We start from the raw sequence: 15,545 nt of genomic DNA, 5'->3' as shown, positions 1-15,545 counted from the left end.
GGTCCGCGCCATAGAAGCCCATTACACTACTGGCAACTGTCTTGCCGAACGGTTCTGCTTTGCGGTAAACTGGTTGCTAATTGTCGTCTCACGCCCGCGCATCCCCATTGGAGGTTTTCATGTCATCCATTCCCGCTCCCGCATCCGCATCACTCGGCAGTACCTTTCGCACGCTGCGTCAATCGCGCGGCCTGTCCATGAACCAAGTCGCCCGCGATATCATTTCTACGTCAGGTTTAGGTAAATTCGAACGGGGCGAGGGGTCCATTGGCCTTGAAAAGTTTTTACCGATGCTGGATAGAATGAATATCACCATGGCTGAATTTATGTATCACGTCTATCACTATCAATGGACGCCTTTCATTCATTTTTTCGATCAATTGACCCAAGGTGTCCGTCAATCTGACGTCACCGAACTTCAGCGCCTGCAAAAAACGGAACGTGACGCAATTACCGAGCCGAACAGTCCGTTGGACCAGCATTGGCTAAATAGTATTGCGGCAGAGTGTGCTGTCGGCTTAGTTGACGATGACCAGCCGCCACTGGCCGCAAACGTCACAGCAGTCATGGACTATTTACTGGGCATCACTAACTGGATGCAATATGATTTGTACCTGGCTGGCTTTGTTGCCTATTTTGCCGGCCCCGATGTGTTGGGATATGTAGCAGACACCATCTTCGCTAAAGTGATGAAATACAAAGACGTTATGGCCAATGATGAAAAGACCACCGAAATTGTGTTGAACGTTTTGGCCATCTTTCTCAGCATCAATCGCCTAGATGAAGCCAGTGATTTGATTCAGCGTATCGAACACACGCCGGGTACCCGTCACCTTACAGATCATACATTTCACTTTGAAAACTTGAAGGCCGTTTACCAATATTTGCTCGGCAACGTTGATGAGGCTAACGACTCCTTCCGGTGGATCATTGCGAGTATGCAGCGGCTGCATCTCACACCTGAGATCAGATTTATCGAACAGCAGCGCGAAAGACTTGTTGGGAAGCTGTCACTCTCTTGATGGCTGGCAGCCCTCTTCCTGTTATCTGCTGACAGGGATAAATTTTACCAGCTGCGGCCGGTCATACACCATCTGACAACTATAATTCACCCCTGTACATCCCAAACTCGACCTTATTGTTAGAGATTCGCTGTACTTACAATGATTAACCAAGCCACAGATTGACAACTATAGTTCAAAATAAAAGCAGAGAAAAACACACCACGAGCTTTCAGGGTCATCATCCCGAAAAACTCATGGTGTGCTTTTTCTTCATCCTGTTTTTGTCCTAACTCTCGGCTTCCGCCGCCGGCTCGGCCACCGTCAACGGCACCTGGATCGTTTCGGTCCCCGGTCCGGCCACATCCGGGAAGACCACGGTGAGCGTCAAGGTCACGGTCTTCGTCGCCGATACCTGGGTAGCGGTCAGCTGTGTTTCCGTGGCTTCGGGATAGTAGCCGATGATCTCGGCTAATTCGTCCTGGACGCCGGTCGTGTCTAGGATTTCGGTAACCCCTTCGTAACGGTCAGTGACCCGGGCGAAGCGTTGGTCGGTGAAGTTAAGGCGCAGATATTCCCCCAGGGCATCCGTCATTTTGTCTTTATCGGTACTAATTACAGTGGTTTTAATCGGCATGGTCCAGCATCCTTTCTGAGCAAGTCATGTTCTTAGCGTAATCGTTTGGCCCGGCCGGTGCAATCGTTTAGGCAAGCAAAAAGAACAATTTCTTCGCAATTATCCGGTATAATCTGGGCACTTGAATGGAGGTATTCGCTATGTACCGTAAAACGATCGGTTTTCTCCTTGCCCTCGCCGTGGCGTTGGCCATGGTGATTGATACGTATATTCTCTTCTTTAAGAAACCAGCGGCTGTAGAATCCGCCGCGGCCAGCAGTAACCAGCGCAGTGCGGCGTCATCGTCATCGTCATCATCAACGACCGCCACGGCCAAACAAGCCTTGAAAGACGGCACGTACACCGGCAAATCAGTTGATACCCCGCATGGTGCCGTGCAGTTGCAGATCGTCGTGCGCGCCGGCCGCATCAGTCAGGTCACCACCCTCGCTTATCCCAACGAAGAGCGGCGGTCCGAGCAGATCAATGCCCAGGCCTTGCCGATCCTGAAAGAAGAAGTCTTGAAGAGCCAAAGTGCCAGCGTCCAACTGGTCTCCGGGGCTACGGAAACCAGTACCGGCTTCAAAGATTCCCTGCAAAACGCCATCAACCAAGCCAAAGAAAGTCAGGCGAGCGCATGAGTATTCCATTTATTATTCACCGCACACTGCAAGAAATGACGATTCCCTTCACCATCAGTCTGGCCGTCACTGACCGGGCCGCCGGGGCGCCTTTGCTGACTCAAGCGGCTGAGCAAGTGAGTACGGCACTGGCCCGAATCAATCGGTTATATTCGCCGTTCCGAGAAACCTCTCTGGTGCGCCGCTTTCAGGCCGGAGACCAGGAGCTGCTGCTCACCGAGCCAGAATTTCAAGAAATTTATGCGGCCACTTTAGCCGCGGCCCATTATACCCAAGGGGATTTCGATCCCTTCTTTAACGGTGCCTTTGACCCCACCGGCTACGTGAAGGGCTGGGCGGTGGAACAAATCACCACCACGTTTCTGACCCCGCTGCTGGCCAATCCCCGGGTGATCGCCGTGAGCCTCAATGGCGGCGGCGACCTGCAGGCGGCCACCCGGCCGGACAGTGCCTTCACGTGGCACATCGGCATCGAAGACCCGGCCAATCCGCAACGGATCATTGCCGCTTATGAGCTGGCCAATGGGGCGGTGGCCACATCGGCGGAAAATAAACGGGGCCATCATATTCGCCATACCGGCCCCGGGGATCTGGCCCAGGTCACCGTCTTAGCAGACCACTTAGCTGATGCGGATGTCTGGGCGACGGCCGGAATGGCTGGGGGTGAAGCCCGCTGGCAGACCCACCTCGCGGCCAATCAGCTTACCGGTCTTTACATCACCGCCGACCGTGTCTTGCATCCCTTTACGAAAGGGGCGATCCGTGATGTTCAAACGGCATAATTATGCTTTAGGGCTGGCCTGGTTAGGCATCCTCTTTCTGGTGCCGCTGCCGTTTGTGCAAACTGTGGACGCTGGCCTGCCCGCCATCTACAATGATGAACGCCAGGCCGTGCTGTTCGGCGTCATCGCCTATGTCTGGATGCTCACGGCGATTTATCTCAGCACCCGGCCCCGCTGGCTGGACCGCCTGATTGGCCTGCCGGAGATGTACCTGATCCATGGTCTATTAAGCATCGCCGCCCTTGGTCTGGCCTATCTGCACAAAACCAGCACGCAATCCCAGGGCTGGATCGAACGTACCGGGGACTGGGCCTTCAACCTTTTTCTGGCCGTCATGCTCTATTCTTTGATTTTCCTCGCCGGCTGGCTCACCAGCCGCGTCCCGCCCTTGGCCCAGCTCAAGACGTGGTTAGAAAAAATCTTCAAACACGAATTCAATGTCTGGGTCCACCGGTTGAATCTGGTCGCGACACTCTTGATTTTTATCCACGTCTTGCTGATTTCGTATATCCGGGCGATCACGCCCTTCTTGGTACTCTTCCTGGCGGCATCCCTCGGGGTGGCTGCCAGTTATGCCTGGGCGAAGCTCGGGCCCCGCGCCGCCGGCCGGTTGCTGGCCAATCGGCCGCTGACCCCCGGTGTGCAGGAACTGACCATCCGGCTGCCCCGAATCCAACAACCGGCGCTGCACGCCGGGGATTTTATCTTTCTCAGTTTTCCTACCCTCCCTGGTTTGCGGGAACCCCACCCGTTTTCCATCGTCAATGATCCAGCCAATGACCGGACCGTGATCCGCCTGGCAATTCGCGGGGACGGCGACTTCACCCGCCAATTAGCCTCAGTCGCGCCGCCCCAGCCAGTCGTCCTGCAAGGGGGCTACGGCCGGTACCAGGCCTTTCTCCGCGAACAGCAGCCGGCCCACGTGGTCATGATTGCTGGCGGGACCGGGGTCGTGCCGCTGCTGTCGGTCACGGCCGCGCAGCCGCAGCAGCCGACGACTTTCTTCTATTCGGCCCGAACGGCAGCGGGACTGCTCTACCCGGAGTTATTCCAGGCCTGGCAAAAACGACCGGCATTCACCGTGTTCCGGCAAGTCGGTCGTTTCTCTGATGATCTGGTTGTGCAGCAGCTGCCAGCGAATACCGCGCAGACAGCGGTGCTGATCGGCGGGCCGGCAGCGCTGGCCCGGCACTGGATCAAAGTCTTGACCCAGCACGGTATTCCCCGGGGCCAAATCTATTACGAAGCCTTCACCTGGTGACGGTCAGGCCATGATGCTGAGCAGCACCCAGCCGATGGCCCCCATCACCACCAGCCCCAAGCCGTTCAGGGCAGCGAAGCCGGCGAAGAAGGTGCGGGTATTGCCGCTGCCCTCGGCGCAATACTGTTTGAATGTTAGCAAATTGGCCATGGACGCCACCAAACTCCCCAAGCCGCCAAGATTAGCCCCGTAAATCAAGGCCTGGGCGTGTCCCGTGAAGGGCGCCAATAATATCGTGGCCGGGACATTGCTGATGAACTGGCTGATGCCCAAGGCACTCAAATACACGGACAGGTGGTCGCCCTCTAAGGCACTCAAAGTGTGGGAGATCGCCCCGACTTGGGAGATGTCGCTCACCACGACAAAGAACAGCACAAAAGTCAGGACCAGCGCGTAGTCCACATTACCCATAATTCTCGGGGCCACGCCCAGGGCAACCACGATTGCCGCGATCGTCCCGACCCAGGGCGGGATCAATTTAAAGACGCCGAGAAAAATCAGCGCGGCCACCCCCAAGGCCACCAGAAACGGCCGGGGCGCAATCTGGACGTTGGCAATGCTAATGGGCGGTATCGGTCGCGGTTTCACGAAGAAACTTAAGGCAAACAAAAAAAGAACACTGCACACCGCCAACGGCAGCGACCAGCTGAAGAAGGTGGCTGGCGAAACGACAAAGTGGGAGACTAGGAAAATATTGTGGGGATTGCCAAAGGGCGTCGCGGCACTGCCCAGATTAGCGGTCATGCCAACCAGGGTGACCGGCAGAATTTGCGGTAAGGCATGTTTGCGGGCGATGCGCAGATACAGGGGGACCAGCGTTAAGACCGTGATATCGTTGGTCAAGAACATGCCGCTGCCAAACGCCAGCAGCATGAACTGCCAAGTTAACCAGCGGGCATTGGGCGCGTGACTCGTCAGATGATGCGCGGCCACGTCCAGCACATGCAGGTACTCAAAGATCTGGATCAGCGTGAGCATCCCCAATACCGACCACAACGTCGCAAAGTGGATATCCGCTAACCGCGGGCGCGCCAAAAACAGACTCAGGCAGGCAATCACGGTGGTGATCTGCAATACCCGGTCGCTGGCAATTCTCTTTAATACAGCCATCAGTAACCTCTTTCAAGTTAGTGAAAAAAAACGAACGTTTCTATTTTGCACTATTTCTGGCTGCTTAACAAGACACAACAAGCGCTTTCCGCCGCGAGTTAGCGGGCACTGCCGCTGCTGCTGGCCGCTGCCGGCACATTCAAGTTCAGGTCCGGCGCACTGCCGCCATAAGAACGGATTTCATTCATGATGGCAATGAGTTTCTGCCGCTGGGTCTCTTTATCGCTGGCGTTGTTGGCGTAGGCCTGACGAGTCGCCGCCAGCTGACTCTCGTACTGGGGCTGCAGTGCCGCCAGCTTAGCCTGGCGCTCCTGCTCCCGCTGACTCTCGATGGCTGCGCGCTGCTGGTTATACTTCGCCAATTTCGCGTTGCTCTCCTCTTCTTGCAGCAGGGCCTGCTGGAAATTCAGATCCTGGACCAGATGGTTCAGCTGATCGTCGAAGCTGCGCTTGGCCGATTGACGCCGAACCTTTTGATTCTTATACCGCATATCCTGGATCTGCTTCAGCCGAGTGTCGTATTTCTTCAATTCCGTTAGATCGCCCTGACTGTTGAACTGCGCGATCGCTTCACTGACCGCCTTCTCCCGCCGGTCTTCTTCCTTCTTCGACAAGTGATAAATGAGCCGGTAATCCAGATTGGCCAACCGCTTGGCATTGGCCTGCTTGCGGCTGCTGGCCAGGCTGGTCAACTCGCTGGTGATTCGGTCGCTGACCGTTTGGGTCTGTTTCTCCGGTAAGGCCGCCAGGTTGTTATTACCCACTTTCTTGATCGTGCTGGGCATCGGAAAGTCTGTCTTGGCTTCCTTTAACGTGGTCACCAAATACTGGCCCTCCGCTTTGAACAGCGCCATCGGCAGCATCTGCATCGCATCGGTCAGCTGGCCGTTGTTGCCGCTGTTGTTGGAATCGTAGCCGGTCCAGTTGGCGATCGTGAAGCGCGGGGTCATCCCGACGAAGCTGATATCCCGATAATTATCGGTCGTCCCGGTTTTCCCGGCGGTATAGGGATAATTATTCAGCGCCGCCGCCTTGCCCAGACCATTCTTCAAGACACCCTGCATCGTGTTCAGCATCATGTAACTGGCATTGGCGGAGAAGACATTTTTCTTTTCGTGACCATTTTGAAAGACTGTCCGCCGATTGTAGCTGTCATACAGCGTCGTCAGGTTGCTGGGCGCAATGAACTGGCCGCTGCGGGCGAAGCTGCTGTAAGCCCCCGCCATTTCGGTGGTATTGGTGCGAAAACTGCCCAAGGCCATCGCCGCGCCGTTGGCCAAGTCCGCCGGCGTAATCGCAGAAAACTGCATTTGGCCCAATTTCTCGTAATAGGATTTCTGCGTGTCCTGGGCCGCCAGCTGGAAAGCCACGGTATTGACGGAATCTTCCAGGGCGTGGCGGATGGTCATGCTGCCATGGTAACCGGCGTAATAGTTCTGCAACGGCTGGCCGTTGACGTTGGTCACCGGCCGGTCGACCACGGTGCTCATCGGCGTGTAGCCCCGGCTGAACGCCTCCGCATAGGCGACGATCGGCTTGGCAGTGGATCCGAACGGCCGGGCACTGAGCGCCCGGTTCACTTGATCATTCTGGGTGGAGCGGCCGCCGATGATTGCCAGCACATCGCCGGTTTGATTGTCCACCACCGTGCTGGCCACTTGCGGCTGCAGGCGGCCTTGGCCGTCCTTCGCCGTATAGGGGGCATAGGTCGCGTTTGTGATTTTCTCAATCTGCTGCTGAATGCCCATGTCAATGGACGTGTTGATCACATAGCCGCCGTTCAGTAATTGGGCGTAGTCCTGCTGATAGAGCTGATTATATTGGGCGTTATAGTTCTGCTGGGTCTTCGTATCCTTGAACGCATATTGGAACGTGAAGCCGTTGGCTGACATCAGGGCTTCTGTCGCATTGGTCAAGGCGTAGGACACCGCGTAGTTGTCGGTGATGTTGGTGTTCTGATTGGCGTTGGTCACGTTCAGCCCCAGCGGCTTGGCGGATTCCCGATCGAAGACCTGGCTGTCGATCAGGCCCTGCTGCTCCCAGACATAGAGCACGGTGTTGCGCCGGTTGCGGGCGCCAGTGGGGTTATTCAATGGGTCGTAGAGGGTCGGATTATTGGGAATACCCACCAGCAGAGCAATCTGACTGGCCGTCAGTTTGTTTTGATCCGTGTTGAAATAGAATTTTGCCGCACTGCCGATCCCGTACTGGCCATGGCCAAAGTAGGTATCGTTCAAATAGAACTCAAGAATATCGTGTTTACTGAACTTTTGCTCCAGCTCCTGGGCAATCACCATTTCCCGAATCTTACGCATCGGTGTTTGACTCTGGTCTTTCAAGATATCATTCTTCACCAGCTGCTGGGTCAGGGTCGACCCCCCCTGGACCTGGCGCCGGCGGAGCATGCTGAACGTCGAACGGATCACCGCGTAGGGATCGACCCCGTGGTGTTCGAAAAAGCGGCGGTCCTCCACGGCGACTAATCCCTTGACGATGCCGGGATTGATTTGGTTGTAGCGCAAATAAAGCGGCTGGTTCGGTGATAGTGTCCGAATCACTTGACCATTGCGGTCTTTGACCACGGTGGGCTGTTTCGGGGCAAAATCCGCCCGCTTCACCGTCGCCGCAATGGTGTAGCCGTCGGTAATCGCTTGTTTGGCCTGGCCGCCGTACTTGGCCCAGGCAACCCCCACCGCTGTGACCAGGATCACGACTAAGGTGAGGAGGACCCCGAAGAAAATCTTCCAGCCGCGGTGCTTCTTGGGCGGCCGGGGGTGGCGCGCGGCCTTTTCGGCGTTGCGCCGGGCCGTGCGGGATAATACGGGTGGTTCTTGGTCAGCTGCCACGCGCGGGGTGCCTCCTTTCTTTTTCTTCATTAATAAACGTACACCACGGTACTGTCGGTGATCTGATTGGCAATGGTCGTGTAGCCGCTGCTGGTACTGATCATATTACCCAGGGTACTGGCTCCGGCGGCGATAAAACCAATGGTGGTCTGGCCCTTGAGCAGAATACTGTTTTGCAAGTCGGTATTGTTGCGCAGCCAGAAGACGGTACTCGCGTCATTGAAGTCGCTGGTGTCGTTGCTGTTGGCACTATCGGCCACCGGACTGGTACTGGGCGCTGCACTGGCCTGAGCGTAATACTGGCCGAAGTCGCTGGCACTGGGGGCCGTCACCACGGCGCCCTGAGCCCCGCCGCTGATCATGGCGCTCACACTGTACTGACCGCCGCTCAGACTCAGATTGTCCAGAGTGATCGCGTCGCCGGTAGTGCTGTAATGGCCGCTGCTGCGGTGCAGGAACTGGGCCGTCTTCGCGGACTGATCCACCAGCAGCACACTGGTCGCGGTGATATCGGCATTGCTCAGAATCGAATCGTAATTCGTGCCGCTGTTGCCGGCCAGGGTCTCACCGCCCTGACTGATTGTCACCTGGGCCGGCGTATAGCCCTGGGTCAGCGGGGCATTTTTCAACTCGTCCAGCGCCTTTTGCTCCGCCGCACTTTGCGCCGCGTTGGTCGCCGACGTGTTCTTATCAAAGGCCGCCGCCAGGTTCTGCACCGGCTGGCGCCAGCGGTCGGCAATCGTCCGATTGCGGATCAGGCTGTAGTAGGCCTTGGTCTGGGCCACCTGCTGCAGCGTCGGAACGACCTTGGTGGCAGTGTAGTCGCTGTAGATTTTTTGAATAAACGCATTAGCATCCGTGGTTTGCTGGAACCAGACCTGGACTGTGTCCAGCCGGTTCTTCTGGTCCTGATACACCGTACTGTTTTTCTCCTGGAGCAGGGTCTGGTCGATCGTATTCAACCGGGCACTGGTCACGCCGTCCTGATAATGGTCTTTGTCCGCGTACAAATCCGTGACCAGCTTGGCCCGCTCCTGGCGCTTGGCCCAGTCCGTGGTGAAGTGCTGCCACACCTGCCGACTGTGATCGGTGAAGGCCCACTGCCAGCGATCGTGGCTGGTCTGCAAGTCCTGCCGCGCCGCCGGGGGTACCGTCGTCTTCAGCGCCCGCTGGGCCACGTTCGTGTATTGCGCTTCGACCTGGCCGTTGAAGTGGTGATTCAGGAACCACCAGCTGAACAGGAGCACCAGAAACAAAGCCATCACAATATTCGCAATGACCAAAATGACCCGTTTCGCATGCTGATACTGCGGTGAACGCCGCGTCCCCAAAGCCGCCCCATCGTCCTTTCTGATTGATGTCTTTCTCCATTGTACCCAATTGACGCGGGGAAGAAAAATCAACGTGGGCAATCATTCTTCTGCTTTTGCGCTCCCTCCCCCAATCGGGTATGCTGGAGAAAGATTATTGCGGGAAGGATCGAACGATGACAAAGGCAAAGAAATGGCGGCTATGGCGTTGGGGCATCGCCTTAGCCATTATCCTGATTTTAGGCACAGTGGGCTTTGTACGCCGCACGCAGATTGCGGCCGGCCTGTCTAACTGGCTGACCCAGCAGACCATCCCTTTCAATTGGGTCGTCAGCCCAGACGCCGCCGCGGCCCAGGAAACGGTCAAGGGCGTCTCGCTGGACGGCAATGACGCCAAACAGCGGGCCAGTGCCCTGGCTGCTTTTTCCGAAGCCCAGCAGCGCTTTATCGTTGCCGATCAGAATTACACGACTTTCCTGGCGCCGCAGAGGCTAAGCGATTGAAGAAATGGGTAACGGATAAGCCTTATCAATACATCAGCGACTTGACCCTGCTGGGTTATGGCCGCGATACCCAGGGCGATTTTCTTTATCTCAGCGCCAATCGGTACCAGGACACACCGACGATTTGGTCCTACCGCTACCGGATCTACTACCAGGGCGACCGCCTGCTGTCCTCCTATTATGCCGGCCGCTTCGAAGATACGGTGCAGCCGCAGTTCATCGCCCCAAAAGTCGGACTGGGCACCCCAGGCAACGCCACGGCGGTCAACTTTTTGACCCAGATCAAAAACGGTCTGAGCCGGGCAGATCTGTATGAAAAAATCAATGACCGTTCCCTCTTCGTCGGCATCGCCCGCCAGTTAGGCCTGGACGACGCCAGTGCCGCCGGGTTGCAGGAATACCTGCGCCGCAGCAACGGCAAGTTCAACAACTCCGCGATTACAGGCTACACAATTACTGATGCCCCGCGGGTCACTCGCTTTTCGCTGGTGGTCAAAAAAGCCGGGACACGGTACCCGCTGACGCTGTCGTTTGATCGGAATAAGAGTAAATTCACCCAGCTGCGCATGGGTAACGTGAATCCAGGAAATCAGAAAAATGGGTAAATGAAAACGGGACTGCTGGTGGGCAATCCCGTTTTCGTTTGTAAAAATTATTCTTCGTTCCCTGGTTCAGACGCAATAATCTGCATATCGCCCTCAACAGTCCAGTCCTTGATCTGAGCCGGAATGATGAAGTGCATCCCCTTATGCAGTTCGTATGGGTCGCCGTCAACAGTGATCGTCCCGTCACCAGCCAGCACGGACACCAGGGTGTATGGCGCTTGGACGTGATGCAGCTGCTGCTTATCCTTGATCCGCCATTGCCAGACACTAAAGAACGGTGAAATCGGCGGCTTGACGTAGGTCGTGAACGTAGACGCACCGCGCTGCTCAGTTTGGATATCCAGCTGCGGGTCATGGTGGGGCACCGTGGTCACATCAATGGACTGCTTAAGGTGCAGGTCCCGCTTCTTCCCCGTCTTTTCATCCACCCGATCGTAGTCGTACAACCGGTAAGTCGTGTCGCTGGACTGCTGCGTCTCCAGCACCATGATGCCCTTGTTCAGGGCGTGGATCGTACCGCTGGGTACAAAGATGAAATCGCCGGTTTTCACCGGTACTTTGCGCAGCAGCTTGTCCCATTCCCCGGCGTGGATCATGTCCGCCAATTGCTGGCGGGTTTGAGCGTGGTGGCCATAAATCAAGTAAGAGCCGGGATCGGCCTGGATGACATACCAGCACTCCGTTTTGCCCAACTCGTGTTCATGTTCCTCGGCATACGCATCATCCGGGTGGACCTGTACCGACAAACTGGCTTCGGCGTCCAGAATCTTGGTCAGTAACGGGAAGACTTTCTCGCTGGGATTGCCGAAATATTCTGGATGCACTTGATACGCATCGTCCAAGGACAGCCCGGCCAGCGGGCCGTTGATCACCCGGCTGGGACCGTGGGGATGGGCCGAGATGGCCCAGCATTCCCCAATTTTACCCTTAGGGAGTTTGTAGCCGAACTCACTGGCCAGCTTGCGCCCGCCCCAGATCTTCGGTTGGAAATACGGATGGAGAAATAACGGTTCAATTGCCATTTTTGCGGCCTCCAAATAGTAGATTCACATTCATTATACCAAGGACCGGGCGATAGAAATCGGGGTCATCTGTTATATCAGTTGTTGGGCACGCAATGTGTCAACTATCGTTTTTACCTTCTCCGCCAGCGGCCGCATACCGTCAATTACTTGGTCGACATGCTGACTGACGACGGTGTCGTGAACGACGAAAAGCGGCCGCGCCTGTGTCAAATAAGCCTTAGCCCAAGCGAGGATATCGGCTTTCGTCGTGTCGGCTGCCGCGTAGTCCCGCCGCAAGGCCCGGGCAAACGCCACATCCAGCGGCGTCTGAACGTAAAAAGCCAGATCAATCAGCGGTGCGATCTGCCGATTGACCCGGCCGAAGGGATAATCCACGATGACGATCGCGTGGTTCTGCTGGGCAGCCTGAATGGCGGCCGCTAAATCCGTCAAGTCGTACTGGTTGAAAGCCCGGATCGGATCCACCACCGTGACGGCCGCCGCGGGCGCTTCCGGCCGCTGGTCAAAGCTGAAGTCGTCAAAACGAACCACGCCGGCGCCAGGCAGATGATCCCGGACCGCCTGCACGAGGGTGGATTTGCCGCCGCCGCTGATCCCGCTGATCGATAAGACCGGCGTCACTTCGGTTGCGCCCAGGTGTCGTATTTCTCTACTTTGGCATCCGGGAAGCGCTGTTCAATGGCCTCAATATAAGGCACAACGTTGCGCGACGCGATGATCAAATCGGGCTGGTCTTTGAAATCCAGCGTTTCGCTAAGTTTGAGCTCATGCCAGGTATAGTCCGGCAGCGCCTCTTGGATTGCGGCATACGCCTTCTTGTAATAGTGGCTGTTCAACGCGGCGTTGACGATGGCCCCGCCTTGATAATCCAATCGATCCATTTCGGTCACAAAAATACCAATTGCCATGCAAATCGTCTCCTTTTGCGGTCTTGTTAACTACTGAGCTGGTTTCAGTATACCAGAACCGGCCATTAATCCGGTCAGTCCTGCTTAAAAAAACATCAATATGATTCCATACTCATCTGTCAAAACGCCAACTGCGGTATACTATTGAGAAAAGGAGGCAATGACGATGATCAAATGGATGCCTGCGGGGATCATGGGCTTGCTCTGGCTGGGCGGACTGCTCACGGTCCGGCCTTGGCGCACGGTCCACAGCCGGGGCCAAGCGCTGGCGGTGCTCGCCCTGTGGGGTTATCTCGCCGTCCTGATTCCGCTGTGTTTTACGCCCTTCCCCGCCCATCGCGGGGTCTGGGGCGGCATGGCGCCAATCATGGTCGGGACAGCACCGACCAACCCCATTCCCTTCCGCGGCGGGCTGACGCCGGATTTCTGGCTGAATATTTTGATGACCGTTCCCTTCGGCTTCCTGCTCCAGACCATTTACCACTGGCGCTGGCCGCGCATTCTGCTGGCGGGCTTGGCGCTGACCTGTTTGATCGAAGGCGGGCAGTTCATCGCCGGCCTGACGGTCCAGCTTAATCGCTGGAGCGATGTAAACGATATCATCACCAATGTGACCGGCACGGTACTGGGAAGTCTCATTCGTGGACTATGGGTACGTTTTCGGTTACAATGATGACATACCGAGGTATGTATTTTATCACAAAAATCAGAGGAGGTTCCTCATCATGAAAGTCACCCGGGCAGAACTGGCCGGCCGGGCCTTGGACATGTTCCGCAAACACGGCTTCGATGCCGTTTCGGTCAACGATATTGCCGGTTCATTCAACGTCACCAAGGGATCGTTCTATCACTATTTCAAGAGCAAGGATGATATCCTGCTGGATTACTACAACAACCTGCTGCTCAATTCGAATGTCTTGCTTGACCAGATCCTGGCCGGGCCGGCAACGATCACCAACAAGGTCAAGACCTTGACGGATATTGCCGTGAATGCCACGATCACCCTCGGGCCGGATCTGCTCAAGCGCCTGCTGGTGCTGTACCTGACCCAAGAGAGCGACTTAACGATCCTGCAAGAAGGCGGCTATCTGGTCAACTATCTGGCCGCCCTGCGCACGCTCTTTGTTCAGGGCAAAGAACAGGGCCAGTGGGCCGGTGAGTTGTCCGGCGAAGACTTGTATTGGAACTACATCCACGATTTGCTGGGATTGCTCAGCGAATGGAGTGCCAAAAACGGCAGCTTCGATTTGAAGTCCGCCGCGAGCAAGATGATCGCGTTGTTGCCGGCTAAGGCGTGAACAGCGGTTTGACCTGCTGATAGACGGTCTTAGCGATCAGCGCATGGCCGGCATCGCTGGGATGAAAGCCGTCGCCATAACCTAAGAATGATGCGGCGCCCTTGGTTGAGAGGGCGCCGTTTTGTTGTGCATCCGCCCAGATCGGCTCCAGATTAGCGACCCGCAATCCATAGTGCTTGGCCACCGTCTGCACCCGGGCATCATAAGTCGCCGAACGCGGCTGATTCCACGTCGTCAGCAGCACGATCTGCGCATCCGTATGGACCTGCAAGTCCTTGATCAGCCGGGTCAAATTCTTCTGAAAACGGGCCGGCGTGGCTGAATGGGGCGGATCGTCATAGACCGACTCGTTGGTGCCGAACTCAATGGTCACCAAATCGGGCTTCGTCGCGTAGATGGCGGCCAGTTGGGGAAAGGCCACCGTGTTGATGCTGCCGCCATTTTCACTGAAATTATGGACTTTGACGGGCACTTGCTGCTGGGCGGTGATCGTCCGCGCCAGTTCAGGCACGTACCCTTTATCCTTTGCCGTCGCAAAATAGCCCACGGCCAGACTGTCGCCCAAGGCTGTGTACACCAAGGGGCGGCGGGTCGAAAAGTCGGTCCAGGCCAGTGCTGGTTTATCAGTTGTGGCCGCCGGGGCGGCTTTTTTTGATGCCGACGCAGAAGCGGCCGAGGGGGCGGTCAGGCCCCACTCGTCCGCATGGGTGCGGACAGCAGAACACACTGCAATCACCCCAGCGAGGACAAAAAGGACCGCCGCAACGCCTACGAACCAATGAGTATGGTGATGTTCCGGTCGTTTCATTGCTTTGCCGCCGCCTTAATTTGTTCTAAGTAAGCATGACTCGCTCGCTGGGCGGTACTGTCCAGCTGATCTTTCAGCGTGATCTCGTAGATATCTGTGGCCCGCGGATTCAATACCGGCCAGACCCGCGTCCAGTCGATCTTTCCCTGACCCAACGGTAAACTGTCATGCCGCTGACCCATGGAATCCACCAGATGGTAATGAACGATCGCTGGGGCCAACTGACGCAGCGACGCGACCAGCCCATCATTATCGCCCTGGGCGGCAATGAACGTATGGCTGGTGTCGTACGCCAGGCGATAATGATGGGCCAGAATCTCGGCATTATAGGCTGGATCGCTATAGGTATAGGTGGGCGAAATGGAATTTTCAAACATAATATGATTGCCCCCCAGATCCCGCCAATGATCCAGCTGGGCCAGCACCGCCGCCCGGCCGGCCGCGATCGAGCCGAATTCAGCAATTATTTCCGCTGGCGGTTCGCTGTAAGACCCATGGACCAGCAGCTGCACGTCCATTTCTTGCGCGACTTGCAGCAAGGCGGTGGTACTTTGGGTCACAAAAGCGCGCAAGCCGGTATCAGGGCTGGCAATCTCCACGTGGGTCCCGTGCCAGCTCATCGGATGGTGAATCACAATACGCCGCGTATCGTGCTGGACCCATTCGATCATGGTCCGCAAATGGGCCAATCCCGCCGGGGTCACGTCCGCGGGCGTCGTGAAGAACTCAAAAACCGCCGGACGGTAACGCAGCCGCTCAGCGATTTGGGCCGGATCAGTACTGGCTTTCAAGCCTAAATAGGGAAATTCTGTCTGTGTGTTCATACCCTTG

The 15,545-nt window shown here is 56.4% G+C and carries 17 protein-coding genes; 8 read left to right on the top strand and 9 right to left on the bottom strand.

The window, feature by feature from the left end; genetic code table 11:
* Positions 1-119 precede the first annotated feature (119 nt).
* Positions 120-1,022 (top strand): Rgg/GadR/MutR family transcriptional regulator, encoded by a 903-nt coding sequence (locus tag FMM01_RS13395; protein ID WP_150392853.1) that lies wholly within the window; start codon positions 120-122, stop codon positions 1,020-1,022.
* Between the two features lie 268 nt (positions 1,023-1,290).
* On the opposite strand, the gene FMM01_RS13390 is transcribed toward FMM01_RS13395, so the two are convergent.
* Positions 1,291-1,638, bottom strand: coding sequence for a hypothetical protein (locus FMM01_RS13390; protein WP_056990062.1), 348 nt, complete (start codon positions 1,636-1,638; stop codon positions 1,291-1,293).
* Positions 1,639-1,778: 140 nt separating this feature from the next.
* Between FMM01_RS13390 and FMM01_RS13385 the strand changes: the two genes are divergently transcribed.
* Genes FMM01_RS13385 through FMM01_RS13375 form a run of 3 tightly spaced genes read left to right on the top strand, consistent with a single transcriptional unit; the run spans position 1,779 to position 4,301 of the window.
* Entirely contained in the window at positions 1,779-2,258 is a 480-nt protein-coding gene (locus tag FMM01_RS13385) for an FMN-binding protein (protein WP_150392852.1), read from the top strand.
* Positions 2,255-3,040 carry an FAD:protein FMN transferase gene (locus tag FMM01_RS13380; RefSeq protein ID WP_150392851.1) on the top strand — a complete coding sequence of 262 codons (786 nt, stop codon included), beginning with the start codon at positions 2,255-2,257 and terminating at the stop codon, positions 3,038-3,040. Before FMM01_RS13385 ends, FMM01_RS13380 begins: the two co-directional genes overlap by 4 nt.
* A complete protein-coding gene (locus FMM01_RS13375) occupies positions 3,024-4,301 on the top strand; it encodes a ferric reductase-like transmembrane domain-containing protein (protein WP_150392850.1) in 1,278 nt (425 codons plus the stop codon). Before FMM01_RS13380 ends, FMM01_RS13375 begins: the two co-directional genes overlap by 17 nt.
* Positions 4,302-4,304: 3 nt before the next feature.
* Here the strand turns inward: FMM01_RS13375 and FMM01_RS13370 are convergent, their stop codons facing one another.
* The 3 genes from FMM01_RS13370 to FMM01_RS13360 form a co-directional block, all read right to left on the bottom strand.
* Entirely contained in the window at positions 4,305-5,411 is a 1,107-nt protein-coding gene (locus FMM01_RS13370) for an SLC13 family permease (RefSeq protein ID WP_150392849.1), read from the bottom strand.
* A gap of 98 nt (positions 5,412-5,509) precedes the next feature.
* Complete coding sequence (locus FMM01_RS13365; protein WP_223849950.1) at positions 5,510-8,257, bottom strand: transglycosylase domain-containing protein; 2,748 nt, start codon at positions 8,255-8,257, stop codon at positions 5,510-5,512.
* Positions 8,258-8,286: 29 nt separating this feature from the next.
* Positions 8,287-9,588 (bottom strand): hypothetical protein, encoded by a 1,302-nt coding sequence (locus tag FMM01_RS13360; protein ID WP_150392847.1) that lies wholly within the window; start codon positions 9,586-9,588, stop codon positions 8,287-8,289.
* Between the two features lie 155 nt (positions 9,589-9,743).
* Between FMM01_RS13360 and FMM01_RS13355 the strand changes: the two genes are divergently transcribed.
* Together FMM01_RS13355 and FMM01_RS13350 are read left to right on the top strand one after the other, a co-directional pair.
* Positions 9,744-10,070, top strand: a complete 327-nt coding sequence (locus tag FMM01_RS13355; protein WP_150392846.1) for a hypothetical protein — start codon at positions 9,744-9,746, stop codon at positions 10,068-10,070.
* Complete coding sequence (locus tag FMM01_RS13350; protein WP_150392845.1) at positions 10,067-10,675, top strand: hypothetical protein; 609 nt, start codon at positions 10,067-10,069, stop codon at positions 10,673-10,675. Before FMM01_RS13355 ends, FMM01_RS13350 begins: the two co-directional genes overlap by 4 nt.
* A gap of 47 nt (positions 10,676-10,722) precedes the next feature.
* Here FMM01_RS13350 and manA read toward each other — a convergent pair whose 3' ends face one another.
* The 3 genes from manA to FMM01_RS13335 all read right to left on the bottom strand — a co-directional run bounded on the left by manA (position 10,723) and on the right by FMM01_RS13335 (position 12,608).
* Complete coding sequence (manA, locus tag FMM01_RS13345; protein ID WP_035440922.1) at positions 10,723-11,697, bottom strand: mannose-6-phosphate isomerase, class I; 975 nt, start codon at positions 11,695-11,697, stop codon at positions 10,723-10,725.
* A gap of 72 nt (positions 11,698-11,769) precedes the next feature.
* Positions 11,770-12,321 carry a nucleoside/nucleotide kinase family protein gene (locus FMM01_RS13340; protein ID WP_150392844.1) on the bottom strand — a complete coding sequence of 184 codons (552 nt, stop codon included), beginning with the start codon at positions 12,319-12,321 and terminating at the stop codon, positions 11,770-11,772.
* Positions 12,318-12,608, bottom strand: coding sequence for a hypothetical protein (locus FMM01_RS13335; protein WP_146993835.1), 291 nt, complete (start codon positions 12,606-12,608; stop codon positions 12,318-12,320). Before FMM01_RS13335 ends, FMM01_RS13340 begins: the two co-directional genes overlap by 4 nt.
* Before the next feature lie 166 nt (positions 12,609-12,774).
* Here FMM01_RS13335 and FMM01_RS13330 point away from each other — a divergent pair, with 166 nt between their 5' ends.
* Positions 12,775-13,281: a VanZ family protein gene (locus tag FMM01_RS13330; RefSeq protein ID WP_190973376.1), complete on the top strand. Its 507-nt coding sequence runs from the start codon at positions 12,775-12,777 to the stop codon at positions 13,279-13,281.
* Positions 13,282-13,333: 52 nt separating this feature from the next.
* Positions 13,334-13,906, top strand: coding sequence for a TetR/AcrR family transcriptional regulator (locus FMM01_RS13325; RefSeq protein WP_063516310.1), 573 nt, complete (start codon positions 13,334-13,336; stop codon positions 13,904-13,906).
* Here FMM01_RS13325 and FMM01_RS13320 read toward each other — a convergent pair.
* Complete coding sequence (locus FMM01_RS13320; protein ID WP_150392842.1) at positions 13,896-14,714, bottom strand: SGNH/GDSL hydrolase family protein; 819 nt, start codon at positions 14,712-14,714, stop codon at positions 13,896-13,898. The genes FMM01_RS13325 and FMM01_RS13320 overlap by 11 nt on opposite strands.
* Positions 14,711-15,538 (bottom strand): sugar phosphate isomerase/epimerase family protein, encoded by an 828-nt coding sequence (locus FMM01_RS13315; protein WP_150392841.1) that lies wholly within the window; start codon positions 15,536-15,538, stop codon positions 14,711-14,713. The genes FMM01_RS13320 and FMM01_RS13315 overlap by 4 nt, the downstream gene beginning before the upstream one ends.
* Between the last annotated feature and the right edge of the window lie 7 nt (positions 15,539-15,545).

The sequence above is a fragment of the Schleiferilactobacillus harbinensis genome (assembly GCF_008694105.1).
GTDB lineage: Bacteria > Bacillota > Bacilli > Lactobacillales > Lactobacillaceae > Schleiferilactobacillus > Schleiferilactobacillus harbinensis.
Note: the sequence above shows the minus strand (reverse complement) of the source record. Positions and strands in the feature narration are given on the sequence as shown.